This is a genomic window from Pseudomonas sp. UBT, assembly GCF_050915955.1.
GTDB lineage: Bacteria > Pseudomonadota > Gammaproteobacteria > Pseudomonadales > Pseudomonadaceae > Aquipseudomonas > Aquipseudomonas antarctica_A.
In genome coordinates, this window is record NZ_CP168079.1 from 4,582,547 (window position 1) to 4,594,886 (window position 12,340).

The window sequence follows — 12,340 nt, forward strand, 5'->3', positions numbered from 1 at the left end:
ACCCACACAAAAACAATGCTCACATTAAGGTGCCTGTCCATGAGTTACCCGTCCCTGAACTTCGCCCTCGGCGAAACCATCGACATGCTGCGCGATCAGGTGCAGTCCTTCGTGGCCAAGGAAATCGCTCCCCGCGCGGCACAAATCGACAGTGACAACCTGTTCCCCGCCGATATGTGGCGCAAGTTCGGTGACATGGGCTTGCTCGGTATCACCGTGCCGGAAGAGTATGGCGGCGCCGGCCTGGGTTACCTCGCGCATGTGGTCGCCATTGAAGAAATCAGCCGTGGGTCGGCCTCGGTCGGCTTGTCCTACGGCGCCCACTCCAACCTGTGCGTCAACCAGATCAACCGCAACGGCAGTCACGCGCAGAAGCTCAAGTACCTGCCCAAGCTGATCAGCGGCGAGCACGTCGGCGCGCTCGCCATGAGCGAGCCGAATGCCGGCTCCGATGTCGTCTCGATGAAACTGCGCGCCGAAAAACGCGGCGACCATTACGTGCTCAATGGCAGCAAGACCTGGATCACCAACGGCCCCGACGCCAATACCTTCGTGATCTACGCCAAGACCGACCTGGAAAAAGGCCCTCACGGCATCACCGCCTTTATCGTCGAGCGCGACTGGAAGGGCTTCAGCCGCAGCAACAAATTCGACAAGCTGGGCATGCGCGGCTCCAACACCTGCGAGCTGTTTTTCGATGACGTGCAAGTGCCGGAAGAAAACATCCTCGGCGTACTTAATGGCGGCGTCAAAGTGCTGATGAGCGGCCTGGACTACGAACGCGTGGTGCTGGCGGGTGGCCCGATCGGCATCATGCAAGCGTGCATGGACCTGATCGTGCCGTACATCCACGATCGCAAGCAGTTCGGCCAAAGCATCGGCGAATTCCAGCTGATCCAGGGCAAGGTCGCCGACATGTACACCCATCTCAACGCGGGTCGCGCCTACCTGTACGCCGTGGCCCGGGCCTGCGAGCGCGGCGAAACCACACGCAAGGATGCCGCTGGGGTGATCCTTTACACCTCCGAGCGCGCCACGCAAATGGCCCTCGACGCGATCCAGATTCTCGGCGGCAACGGCTACATCAACGAATTCCCCGCCGGGCGACTGCTGCGTGACGCCAAGCTGTACGAAATTGGCGCCGGCACCAGTGAGATTCGCCGCATGTTGATCGGTCGCGAACTCTTCAACGAAACCCGCTGACGGAGCGCGCCCATGGCCACCTTGCACACCCAGCTCAACCCGCGCTCGGCGGAATTTGCCGCCAACAGCGCGGCGATGCGCCACCAGGTCGACGCCCTGCACACCCTGCTCGCCCACGTACAACAAGGCGGCGGCGCGAAAGCCCAGGAGCGGCACACTTCACGCGGCAAGCTGCTACCTCGCGAGCGAATCAACCGTTTGCTCGATGCTGGCTCGCCGTTCCTCGAACTCAGCCAACTGGCTGCCCATCAGGTGTATGGCGAAGACGTACCCGCCGCCGGCGTGATCGCCGGGATCGGCCGCGTGGAAGGCGTCGAATGCATGATCGTCGCCAACGACGCCACGGTAAAAGGCGGCTCGTACTACCCGCTCACGGTAAAAAAACACCTGCGCGCCCAGACCATCGCCGAGCAAAACCGCCTGCCGTGCATCTACCTGGTGGATTCCGGCGGCGCCAACCTGCCCCGCCAGGACGAGGTGTTCCCCGACCGCGAACACTTCGGACGCATCTTCTTCAACCAAGCCAACATGAGCGCCCAGGGCATCCCGCAGATCGCAGTGGTGATGGGCTCGTGCACCGCCGGCGGCGCGTATGTGCCGGCGATGGCCGACGAAGCGATCATGGTGCGCCAGCAAGCCACGATATTCCTCGCCGGGCCGCCACTGGTAAAAGCGGCGACTGGCGAAGTGGTCAGCGCCGAAGACCTGGGCGGTGCCGATGTGCACTGCAAGATCTCCGGCGTAGCCGACCATTATGCCGACAGTGATGAACACGCCCTGGCCCTTGCACGGCGCAGCGTGGCCAACCTTAACTGGAGCAAACAGGGTGAGTTACTGCAACGCACGCCGGTGGCGCCGCTGTACAGCAGCGAAGAGCTTTACGGCGTGATCCCGGCCGACGCAAAGCAGCCGTTTGATGTGCGCGAAGTCATCGCGCGCCTGGTGGATGGCTCGGTGTTCGATGAGTTCAAGGCGCTGTTCGGCACCACCTTGGTGTGCGGCTTTGCCCACCTTCACGGCTACCCGATTGCGATCCTCGCCAATAACGGGATTCTGTTTGCCGAAGCGGCACAAAAAGGCGCGCACTTTATCGAACTGGCCTGCCAGCGCGGGATTCCCCTGCTGTTCCTGCAGAACATCACCGGCTTTATGGTCGGCCAAAAGTACGAAGCCGGCGGCATCGCCAAGCATGGCGCCAAGCTGGTTACCGCAGTGGCCTGCGCCAAGGTGCCGAAGTTTACGGTGATCATCGGCGGCAGCTTTGGTGCCGGGAACTATGGCATGTGCGGGCGCGCCTACGACCCGCGGTTTCTGTGGATGTGGCCAAACGCGCGCATCGGCGTAATGGGGGCAGAACAAGCGGCCGGCGTATTGGTCCAGGTCAAGCGTGAACAGGCCGAACGTGCAGGCGTCGGGTTCAGCGCCGAGGAAGAAGCCGCCATCAAGCAGCCGATCCTCGACCAGTACGAAACCCAGGGCCACCCCTACTACTCCAGCGCGCGCCTGTGGGATGACGGTGTGATTGACCCGTTGCAGACCCGCGACGTGCTGGCGCTGGCCTTGTCAGCTTCGCTGAATGCCCCCATCGAGCCGAGCCGCTTCGGCGTGTTCCGCATGTAAATGGAGCTGTACCCATGAGCGATTTCAACACCCTCGAACTGATCACCGACAGCCGTGGCTTCGCCACACTGTGGCTCAGCCGTGAAGCCAAGAACAACGCGTTCAACGCCGAGATGATCCGCGAACTGATCATCGCCCTCGACCAGGTGCAGGGTGATTCATCCCTGCGTTTTTTGGTGCTGCGCGGACGCGGCAAGCACTTCAGCGCCGGTGCTGACCTAGCCTGGATGCAACAATCTGCCGAGCTGGACTACCACACCAACCTGGACGACGCCCGCGAGCTGGCCGAACTGATGTACAACCTGGCCAAGCTGAAAATCCCGACGCTGGCGGTGGTACAAGGTGCGGCCTACGGTGGCGCACTGGGCTTGATCAGCTGCTGCGACATGGCGATTGGGGCCGATGACGCGCAGTTCTGCCTGTCGGAAGTGCGCATCGGCCTGGCGCCGGCGGTGATCAGCCCGTTCGTGGTGCAGGCCATCGGCGAGCGTGCGGCGCGGCGCTATGCCCTGACGGCCGAGCGTTTTGGCGGCCAGCAGGCACGGGATATCGGCTTGTTGGCGGAAAGTTACCCGGTGGCCGAACTGGACCAGCACGTAGAACAATGGGTCGCCAATCTACTGCTTAACAGCCCGGCCGCCATGCGCGCCAGCAAGGATTTGTTGCGTGAGGTGGGCAACGGCGCACTCACCCCGGCCCTGCGTCGTTACTGCGAAAACGCCATTGCGCGGATTCGCGTCAGCGCCGAGGGCCAAGAAGGGTTGCGGTCCTTCCTGCAAAAACGCTCGCCCAGTTGGCAAGCCCAGGAGCCCCGTTCATGAGCACACTGACCACTGTACTGGTGGCCAACCGTGGCGAAATTGCTTGCCGAGTGATGCGCACGGCCAAGGCCATGGGGCTGACCACCGTGGCCGTGCACAGCGCCACGGACCGCGATGCGCGCCATAGCCGCGAAGCGGATATTCGTGTCGACCTGGGTGGCAGCAAGGCCACCGACAGCTACCTGCAAATCGACAAGCTGATCGCCGCTGCACAGGCCAGCGGCGCCCAGGCGATTCATCCGGGGTATGGTTTCCTGTCAGAAAATGCCGGATTTGCCCGTGCAATTGAGGCGGCGGGTTTGATCTTCCTCGGCCCGCCCGCCTCTGCCATTGACGCCATGGGCAGCAAATCGGCAGCCAAGGCATTGATGGAAAAGGCCGGCGTGCCGCTGGTGCCGGGTTATCACGGGGACGCTCAGGACCTGGAAACCTTTCGCGATGCCTGTGAAAGTATCGGTTATCCGGTGTTGCTCAAGGCCACGGCCGGGGGCGGCGGCAAAGGCATGAAGGTGGTCGAGGAGGTCAGCCAACTGGCCGAAGCCTTGGCGTCGGCCCAGCGGGAAGCGCTTTCATCCTTCGGCAACGGGCAGATGCTGGTGGAAAAATACCTGCTCAAGCCGCGCCATGTGGAAATCCAGGTGTTTGCCGACCAGCACGGCCACTGCCTGTACCTCAATGAACGCGACTGCTCGATTCAGCGTCGTCACCAAAAGGTGGTGGAAGAAGCGCCGGCGCCGGGCCTGAGTGTTGCACAGCGCAAAGCCATGGGCGAAGCCGCCGTGCGCGCCGCCCAGGCGATCGGCTACGTGGGCGCAGGCACGGTGGAGTTTTTGCTGGACTCGCGCGGCGAATTTTTCTTTATGGAGATGAACACGCGGCTGCAAGTGGAGCATCCGGTGACTGAGGCGATTACCGGCCTCGACCTGGTGGCCTGGCAGATTCGTGTCGCCCAGGGTGAGCCACTGCCGATCACTCAAGCGCAGGTGCCGTTGAGGGGGCATGCGATTGAAGTGCGCTTGTATGCCGAGGACCCGGCCAATGATTTCCTGCCGGCCACCGGGCACCTTACGCTGTACCGCGAATCTGCGCCGGGACCGGGCCGCCGCGTGGACAGCGGCGTCAAACAAGGCGACAGCGTTTCACCGTTCTACGACCCGATGCTCGGCAAACTGATTGCCTGGGGTGAAGACCGTGAACAGGCGCGTCTGCGCTTGTTGAGCATGCTGGATGAGTTCGCCGTGGGCGGGCTCAAGACCAACCTCGGCTTCTTACGGCGCATCATCGGCCACCCGGCGTTTGCGGCAGCTGAATTGGATACCGGGTTTATTCCGCGCTATCAGGACCAGCTACTGCCCGTGGCCGGCGCCTTGAGTGATGAATTCTGGCAGGCAGCGGGCTCGGCATTTATGCAGAGTTTGCCGGCCGGTGACGGTCCTTGGGCGGATACGCGCGGGTTTCGCACGGGATTACCGGCCGATGTTTCGCTGCACCTGAGCTGCAATGGGCAGGATCATCTGGTAAGGCTGTGCCAGAGCCCGCCGCAGTTGCAAGGTGAACAGTTATGGACCGAACACAACGGCGTACGCCGCGCTCATCTGGCGGTGCGCAACGAAGACACCGTGTACCTGCGCTGGAACGGTGAGATGCACGCTGTCAGCCTGTTTGACCCGATTGCGGCGGTCGAGGCCAACCAATCTCATCAGGGTGGCCTAACCGCGCCGATGAATGGCAGCATCGTGCGCGTGCTGGTGGAGGTCGGGCAAACCGTGGAAGCCGGGACCCAACTGGTGGTACTGGAGGCGATGAAGATGGAGCACAGCATCCGCGCGCCGCAAACCGGCGTGGTCAAGGCGCTGTTCTGCCAGGAAGGCGAAATGGTTGCCGAAGGCAGTGCCTTGGTGGAGCTCGAAGCAGCGGACTAAAACTTCGCAGTGGCTTGCACGACGACCCCAAGAATTCGGCAATCGTCGGTGAAGCGTAATTTGGGGTAAGTCGGGTTGAGCGGTACCAGGTAAAGCTGGCCGCTCTCTTCCAATAACTGGCGAAAGGTCGCCTGGGTGCTGTCGGCCCATTGAGCGACCACCAGTTTACCGGGTTCGGCATCGATGGCCGGGTCCACCAGGATCATCATGCCTGCGCCGATGCTCAGTCCGCTCGGGGCGGTCATGGCGTCTCCTGTCACAGGCAGCCAGAAGGCTTCACCGCGGGCGTGGTAATCGGTCAATTCGAATCGCGCAGCGCCGTAGGTCGGGCGTTCTTCACGAACTTCACAGACGCCCTTCCAGTCGCTGACCGGGTAGCGAAAATACGGGTTGTAGTGTTTTTCCAACGCCGGCGCTTCATGGGCTCTCTCGCGAATTTCCAGCGCGACTTCCAGGTCGCCCAGCCCTAACTCGGCAAGTACCCGGTTCATGTCCGCCAGGCTCGGCACACGACGTTTGTTGAGCCAATGCCCAACGCCGCCCTGGGACATGCCCAAGCGTTCGGCCAGTTCGTCCTGCGTGACCTTGCGGTCTTTCATGTTGGTTTTGACCAACGCTATCCAGTTATCCATGGGGCGTGACGATACGTTGCGTATTCGCCACGACAATAAACAGTTTGTAGTAATCCATCAAATGACATAAATACGATTCGTATTAATATCAGGTGCAGGTTTTCGACATTCACTCAGAGTACCCGCCCTCATGACGACCAGCCCAAATCACCAGCCTGACGCGGCTGAAACCGACGAACTGTTGCTCATGTGCAACAGCGGCGCCGCCAAGCGCGCACTCGACTATTACTTGAAAGAGGATGTGTCGGCGCCGATCACGGACGCCACGTTTTTCGACATCAAGCCCGGCATCAGACATGAGGATGCACTGGTGCACGCTTCGGACCTGTTACGCAGTGCGGCAGCAGCAGCCTATGAATCGGCAAGCAGCCGTCAGGGCAACCAGCGGGACCTGGCGTTTTCGGTGGTGTATTTGATTGATATGGCGAAAGCGATGGTGGAGCAGACGCTGCACGTGCCTGCTGCTCAGGCCACCGCGTGACGGGCGCGAAGGAAAAATATTTCTATCGGATGGATAAAAACATTTGACTTGCAAATGATAATGATTACTATTGGACCCAGCTGATCGCGAGATCAGTCGATAGACCAAGGGACCTTAGGTCGGACTCTTGGAATATCTCCTCATCAGGCTAATCACGGTTTTTGACCCGGCTCTTTGGCCGGGTCTTTTTTTTGCCAGTTTCCCTGGCATGGCTTCAGGCTAATGAAGACTGTGTGTTGCTGAATGGTGCGCATGGTAGCAAAAGACCATCCCCAAAACCAAGCCGAACGAACGCTCTAGCCCGGATCTTTGCGAAATAGCGCTTGAGAATCAATCTCATAGATTCTAAGCTGCTGTTGCGTCAAGGATGACGCCCCCTCCCCATGCAACAATTTTGCATCAAGATTTTGCCTGACTCCTGTGTAAGATATCCGCCACAACAATCATACTCAGGCAGCCCAGACTATGACCGTGGCCTTGACCTCCATCAAGATCAGCACCGACTTCGACAGCGGCAACATCCAGGTCCTGGATGCCAGCGACGCTTACCAGCTGTTGCTGGCGATCAAACCCGATACCCGCAGCGCGCATTTCCAATGGTTCCACTTCAAGGCCGAAGGTATGCACGTGGGTCACACCCATACCTTTCGCTTGAGTAACGCCAGCCAGTCCTCCTACAAAAACGCCTGGAGCGGCTACAACGCCGTGGCGTCCTACGACCACATCAACTGGTTCCGCGTGCCCACGCGCTTTGATGGCGAAACGCTGCACATCAGTTTGGAAACCCGCGAGAAACATGCATGGATCGCCTACTTTGAACCCTACAGCCGTAAACGTCATGACTGGCTGATCGGGCAGGCTTTGAACCGCGCCGGCACCCAATTGCTCGCCATCGGCAAAAGTGCAGAAGGTCGCGACATCCAACTGCTGCGCCGCGGCAAAGGTGGCGAGGGCCGGCGTAATGTCTGGATCATCGCCCAGCAACACCCCGGCGAACACATGGCCGAATGGTTCATGGAAGGGATCATCGAGCGACTGCAACAGGACGGTGACACTGAGCTGAAAAAACTCCTGTCTGTCGCCGACCTGTACCTTATTCCGAACATGAACCCTGACGGCGCCTTCCATGGCCACTTGCGCACCAACGCCATGGGCCAGGACCTGAATCGTGCCTGGCAGAACGCCAGCCAGGAGATCAGCCCGGAAGTGCTGTTCGCCCAGCAGCAGATGGAAAAATACGGCGTCGACCTGTTCCTCGATATCCACGGCGACGAGGAAATCCCCTACGTGTTCACCGCCGGTTGCGAAGGCAACCCCGGTTACACCCCGCGTATCGAAGCGTTGGAAAAACACTTCCGCAGTCACTTGAGCGCCCTGACCCGCGACTTCCAGACCACCCACGGTTACACCCGTGACCTGCCGGGCGAGGCCAACATGACGCTGGCCTGTAATGCGGTCGGTGAAAGGTATGACTGCCTGTCACTGACCCTGGAGATGCCCTTCAAGGACAACGACGACGCGCCCAACCCGAAAACCGGTTGGTCAGGTGAACGCTCCAAACAGCTGGGCAAGGACGTATTGAGCACCGTGGCCGAAATCGTCACGGCGCTACGCTAACCGCCCTGCCCCCGGCATCAGTCCTTGGTGCCGGTCATGCTTTGCAGCACGCCGTCGCGACGAATCAGCCCATGGAACAGGGCCGCCGCCAGGTGCAACAGCACCGTCAGGAACAACAGATAGGCGAGATAGCCATGGGCTTTGCGCAACAGCGCAAACAACGGCGCGTTGGCCCCCACCAGCGCCGGCAGTTGCACCGAACTGCTGAGCATTACCGGGTCACCGGCCGCGGAAATCATCGCCCACCCCAGCAGCGGCAACACCAGCATCAATCCGTACAGCACTACGTGCGAGGCCTTGGCGGCCAGCACTTGCCACAATGGCAAATCGGCCGGAAGCGGCGGTTGCCGTGTGGAAAAGCGCACCACCAACCGTACGATCACCAACGCCAAGATCGCGATACCCAGCGGCTTGTGCAGATGAATCAGCCACTCATGGCGCTCCGACACCGACGCGGCCATACCCGCTCCGATAAACAACATGGCGATGACCATCAGTGCCATCAGCCAATGCAGCAGACGGGCCAGCGGCGCGAAAAACCGTGGTTGAACATTCATGGCTTCGACTCCAGGGGGGCGCTGTGCAAGGGGCTGACTTCACCGGCGCGGCGCAGGTACGAACTGGCATAGGCAGCCGAACGCGCTGCCAGCAGCGGGTCGTTGGAGGCTTGGATACCATTGGGCAAAATCAGCGGGTCAAAGTTGATATCGCGGCAATCACCCTCCGCTTGCGGCTGGCTGCTTTGCAGCACCAGAGTGCCGGCGTTGAGCACCTTGTGTTCGCCCACCCAGGGTTTGCTCGCATCGTCCAGCGGGTCACCGGGGTTGGCCAGCGTCATGTTCAACTGCCAGCGCAGCGGGCCCGACGTCAGGCGCTGCACCAGGTCTTTTTCCAGGAAGTCGCTGCCCGAGGGCGCGGTATCACCCGCCGCATCCTGGCTCTGCGGCACTACCCCCCAACGCACCGCCTGGCGCTTGCCGTCGGCGCTCACCAGATAAAACGCATTGATGCCGTTGTAGGTTTCAGTCGCGTAACTCGCCGATGGCTTGGCGGTCTTTACCCATGCCAGGAACGGCGCGGTTTCCGGGTGCGCGGCAAAAAACGCCGGCATACTCGCCGGGTTTGGCTTACCGGTCGCAGGGTCTGGCGCGCCGGCCTTGAGCATCTGGTAGAACGCCTCAGGCGTGCCCACCGGGAACACCGGCATGCTGTTCATCCCCGTGCGCCATTGCTGGCCGTTGGCCTGGCTGAATTGCAGCGCAAAGCTGCGAATCGGCACACTGCTGTCCGGCGCATAGGGGTTGCCGCTGGGCAAGGCAAATCGACCAATCACCGGGGTTTTAGCCGCGCTGAACACCTGCGCACTGGAGTAAGCACGCGCGTCGGCGCTGCTCTCGAAGTAACCGGCCACGCACACGCCTTTGGCATGATTGCGTCGGAAGCCCGGGTGCAAACCGTTATTGGCTTCCAGAGCATTGACCAGGTTTTTGGGGCGCAGGCGCTGTGGGTCAAGCGTGCCGTTGACGTAGGCAAACGCCCCAGCAACAACTGCAACCACAGCACCGATACCGGCGAGCCGCGCGATCAGGCTCGCGGTACTCAAGGGAGGACGGGGCGGTGATGAGTGATCTACCATGAACTGACTCCAGGGCCAGAGGCCTAAGGGTTGAAACATAAGGTCGGAGCATTAAGACGAACGCCGATCAGCTCTATTCCCGGGTTCCGGGTTTATTTTTCGGAACCGGGAATAACCCTCAACGCCGGACGTCTCTCTAGTCCCAGCGTAGCGACCAGCCAGACCCCCATGCATGAACTCGACGAACAGTTACGTGAACTCATCCCCAGAATGCGGCGTTTTGCCGTGTCACTGACGCGTAACGCCAGCAGCGCAGACGATCTGGTGCAGTCGACCCTGGAACGGGCGATCATCAGTTGGGCCGATAAACGCCTCGAAGGCGACCTTCGCGCCTGGCTGTTCTCGATCCTCTACCGGCAGTTCCTCGACACCCACCGCCGCAGTCGGCGCTATGCGCGCATGCTCGAATTCTTCACCGGCCGTGACGACGCACAGCCCTCGGTGGAGCGCACGGTGATGGCCCAATCGACCCTGCAAGCCTTCGACCGACTCAACACCGAACAACGCGCCCTGCTGCTGTGGGTGTCGGTCGAAGGCTTAAGCTACAAGGAAGTTGCCAATATCCTGGAGGTGCCTGTGGGCACCGTCATGTCGCGCCTGTCCCGGGCGCGCCAAGCCTTGCGTCAACTCAGCGATGGCGAAATTGCCAGCCCTTCCCTGCGGATACTCAAATGATCAGCCTGCCCCCCAGCGAACGCGATTTGCATGCCTACGTCGACCACCAACTGTTGGAGAGCGACCGTCGCGTGCTTGAAACCTACTTGGCGGCGCACCCCGACATCGCCGCTCAGGTACAGGCCTGGCAGCAGGATGCGCACCTGCTGCGTGCGTCACTGAGCGGGGCCTTGCAACAACCGGCCAACCCCGACCTGGACCCGGCACTGATTCGCCTACGCATCAAGCATCAGTCCCGTCGCCACTTCGCCACCGCAGCCGTGTTGCTGATCGCCGTCAGCCTCGGCGGCGTGGGGGGATGGCATGCCCGCGAAGCCACTCAACCGCCGATGTTGCCGATGGCCGATGCCATGCAGGCTTACCGCCTGTTTGCCCAGGACGGCATCATGCCCGCCGACTACAAGACTCAGGATGGCGGCACCATGCAGGCGTGGCTGGACCGTTATTTCAACCAGGCCCATCGTCTGCCGGACTTGAGCCAATCCGGTTTCAAACCGGTGAGCGGGCGCCTGCTCACCACGGACCAAGGCGCGGCAGCCATGGTGCTGTACGAAGACCCGACAGGTCGCCGCATCAGCTTCTATATCCGCCCGCCGGGCCCGGACAACGGCTTCCTGCCCCGTGGCAGCCGCAGCGCCGATGGCTTGCAAGCCGAATACTGGTCCGGCGCCGGGTACAACTATGCGATGGTCAGCCCGGTGGATCAGCCCGCCACGCAGATGTTGAAGTTCTAGAAGCCCACGTCCAGCACCACGTTGTCGAGGTAGGTGCCACCCGGCGGTGTGGCCTGGTCGGTGTAGATTTTCGCGTTGTAGTTGAATACCTGACTGCCGGTGCCCAAGCCGTTGCCCGGGTTGATCTCTGCCGAGGCGCTGGCCCGCCGCGCTGCGCCCACGCTACCCCAGCGGGTGGAGCCCGCTCCCTGGAAAATGTCATAGGCGAGAAAATTACTGCCAGAAACCATCTGCCGACGGCCGCCCACACTGAGCGGGTTCTGCCCATCGCTGAGCCCTACGGTGTAGGCACTGCCCTTGGTGCAGGCAATGCTGGCCTGCCCGGTGACCGTGGCGAAGGCACTGACCACCGGGGCACTGCCGAATGCGATCGGCGGCGTGGTGATCTGGCAGTCATTGACCACAGTCATGCTGACGTTCAGCGTGGTCGTTCCGCTGTTGATCTCGCGGCCCAGGCAGATCCCGCCAATGCCAATTCCCGAGCAATAGTTCCAGTTCCAGAAAATGCTCAGCGTCTCGCTGTACACACCCGCCGCCACGTTGCTGCCAACGGTGGTAGCGAAGTACAGCGGAACGGTTTTTGTGCCGGGCCCAAACACCAGCCCCAGGGACGCGGCAATGCCGCCACTGCCGCCAAAATCGAACGCGGTACCGCGAGTCATCGGAAACGACGCGGTGTTGTTGGCGTAGATGGTATAGCTGATGACATCACCGGTCGGCCCAACTAAACCGCCCTGCGACGAACCGGTAACGGTCGCGTAGAAATGGTCGCTGGAAGCCAATACCGACAGCACCGCCGGGGTACAGCTCAAGCCGGCGTTGGTCGTTGAGCTGGGCTGGGACGTGGTGCGCACAGTCATCGAACTTACCGTCGTGCCAAAGCTGGCCGGCACGGTGGCGACCACCGAACACACGGCCTGCACCTGCGCCGACACACCCAGGCTCGCCAATAGCAGCCACACCAACAGCCATTCCTTGACCCTCACTCGCACTCGCACA

12 protein-coding genes are annotated in these 12,340 nt (G+C 61.3%); 8 read left to right on the top strand and 4 right to left on the bottom strand.

Annotated elements, in window-relative coordinates:
* Positions 1–39 precede the first annotated feature (39 nt).
* Genes ACDZ94_RS21105 through ACDZ94_RS21120 form a run of 4 tightly spaced genes read left to right on the top strand, consistent with a single transcriptional unit; the run spans position 40 to position 5,566 of the window.
* Entirely contained in the window at positions 40–1,203 is a 1,164-nt protein-coding gene (locus ACDZ94_RS21105; RefSeq protein WP_064452976.1) for an isovaleryl-CoA dehydrogenase, read from the top strand.
* 12 nt (positions 1,204–1,215) lie between these two features.
* Positions 1,216–2,823, top strand: a complete 1,608-nt coding sequence (locus ACDZ94_RS21110) for a carboxyl transferase domain-containing protein (protein ID WP_221295121.1) — start codon at positions 1,216–1,218, stop codon at positions 2,821–2,823.
* A gap of 14 nt (positions 2,824–2,837) precedes the next feature.
* Positions 2,838–3,644 (top strand): gamma-carboxygeranoyl-CoA hydratase, encoded by an 807-nt coding sequence (locus ACDZ94_RS21115; protein WP_221295122.1) that lies wholly within the window; start codon positions 2,838–2,840, stop codon positions 3,642–3,644.
* The gene (locus ACDZ94_RS21120) at positions 3,641–5,566 is read left to right on the top strand and encodes an acetyl/propionyl/methylcrotonyl-CoA carboxylase subunit alpha (RefSeq protein WP_432750758.1); all 1,926 of its coding nucleotides are present in this window, start codon (positions 3,641–3,643) and stop codon (positions 5,564–5,566) included. Before ACDZ94_RS21115 ends, ACDZ94_RS21120 begins: the two co-directional genes overlap by 4 nt.
* Here the strand turns inward: ACDZ94_RS21120 and ACDZ94_RS21125 are convergent.
* Positions 5,563–6,198, bottom strand: a complete 636-nt coding sequence (locus ACDZ94_RS21125) for a LexA family protein (protein ID WP_262665323.1) — start codon at positions 6,196–6,198, stop codon at positions 5,563–5,565. The genes ACDZ94_RS21120 and ACDZ94_RS21125 overlap by 4 nt on opposite strands.
* Before the next feature lie 130 nt (positions 6,199–6,328).
* Here ACDZ94_RS21125 and ACDZ94_RS21130 point away from each other — a divergent pair, with 130 nt between their 5' ends.
* Together ACDZ94_RS21130 and ACDZ94_RS21135 are read left to right on the top strand one after the other, a co-directional pair.
* Positions 6,329–6,679, top strand: a complete 351-nt coding sequence (locus tag ACDZ94_RS21130) for a DUF6124 family protein (protein ID WP_432750759.1) — start codon at positions 6,329–6,331, stop codon at positions 6,677–6,679.
* A gap of 465 nt (positions 6,680–7,144) precedes the next feature.
* Positions 7,145–8,296, top strand: a complete 1,152-nt coding sequence (locus ACDZ94_RS21135; protein WP_432750760.1) for a M14 family metallopeptidase — start codon at positions 7,145–7,147, stop codon at positions 8,294–8,296.
* A 17-nt stretch (positions 8,297–8,313) separates the two neighbouring features.
* Here the strand turns inward: ACDZ94_RS21135 and ACDZ94_RS21140 are convergent, their stop codons facing one another.
* Together ACDZ94_RS21140 and ACDZ94_RS21145 are read right to left on the bottom strand one after the other, a co-directional pair.
* On the bottom strand, positions 8,314–8,853 hold the full coding sequence (locus ACDZ94_RS21140; protein ID WP_064452983.1) for a cytochrome b: 540 nt from the start codon (positions 8,851–8,853) through the stop codon (positions 8,314–8,316).
* Positions 8,850–9,932 (bottom strand): catalase family peroxidase, encoded by a 1,083-nt coding sequence (locus ACDZ94_RS21145; RefSeq protein ID WP_407016704.1) that lies wholly within the window; start codon positions 9,930–9,932, stop codon positions 8,850–8,852. The genes ACDZ94_RS21140 and ACDZ94_RS21145 overlap by 4 nt, the downstream gene beginning before the upstream one ends.
* A 168-nt stretch (positions 9,933–10,100) precedes the next feature.
* On the opposite strand from ACDZ94_RS21145, the gene ACDZ94_RS21150 reads away from it, so the two are divergent.
* Both ACDZ94_RS21150 and ACDZ94_RS21155 read left to right on the top strand, forming a co-directional pair.
* Positions 10,101–10,607 carry a sigma-70 family RNA polymerase sigma factor gene (locus ACDZ94_RS21150; RefSeq protein ID WP_064452985.1) on the top strand — a complete coding sequence of 169 codons (507 nt, stop codon included), beginning with the start codon at positions 10,101–10,103 and terminating at the stop codon, positions 10,605–10,607.
* Positions 10,604–11,341: an anti-sigma factor family protein gene (locus ACDZ94_RS21155; protein WP_064452986.1), complete on the top strand. Its 738-nt coding sequence runs from the start codon at positions 10,604–10,606 to the stop codon at positions 11,339–11,341. Before ACDZ94_RS21150 ends, ACDZ94_RS21155 begins: the two co-directional genes overlap by 4 nt.
* Here the strand turns inward: ACDZ94_RS21155 and ACDZ94_RS21160 are convergent.
* Positions 11,338–12,327: a Csu type fimbrial protein gene (locus ACDZ94_RS21160; protein WP_156526326.1), complete on the bottom strand. Its 990-nt coding sequence runs from the start codon at positions 12,325–12,327 to the stop codon at positions 11,338–11,340. The two genes, ACDZ94_RS21155 and ACDZ94_RS21160, sit on opposite strands and share 4 nt — an antisense overlap.
* Positions 12,328–12,340: the final 13 nt, after the last annotated feature.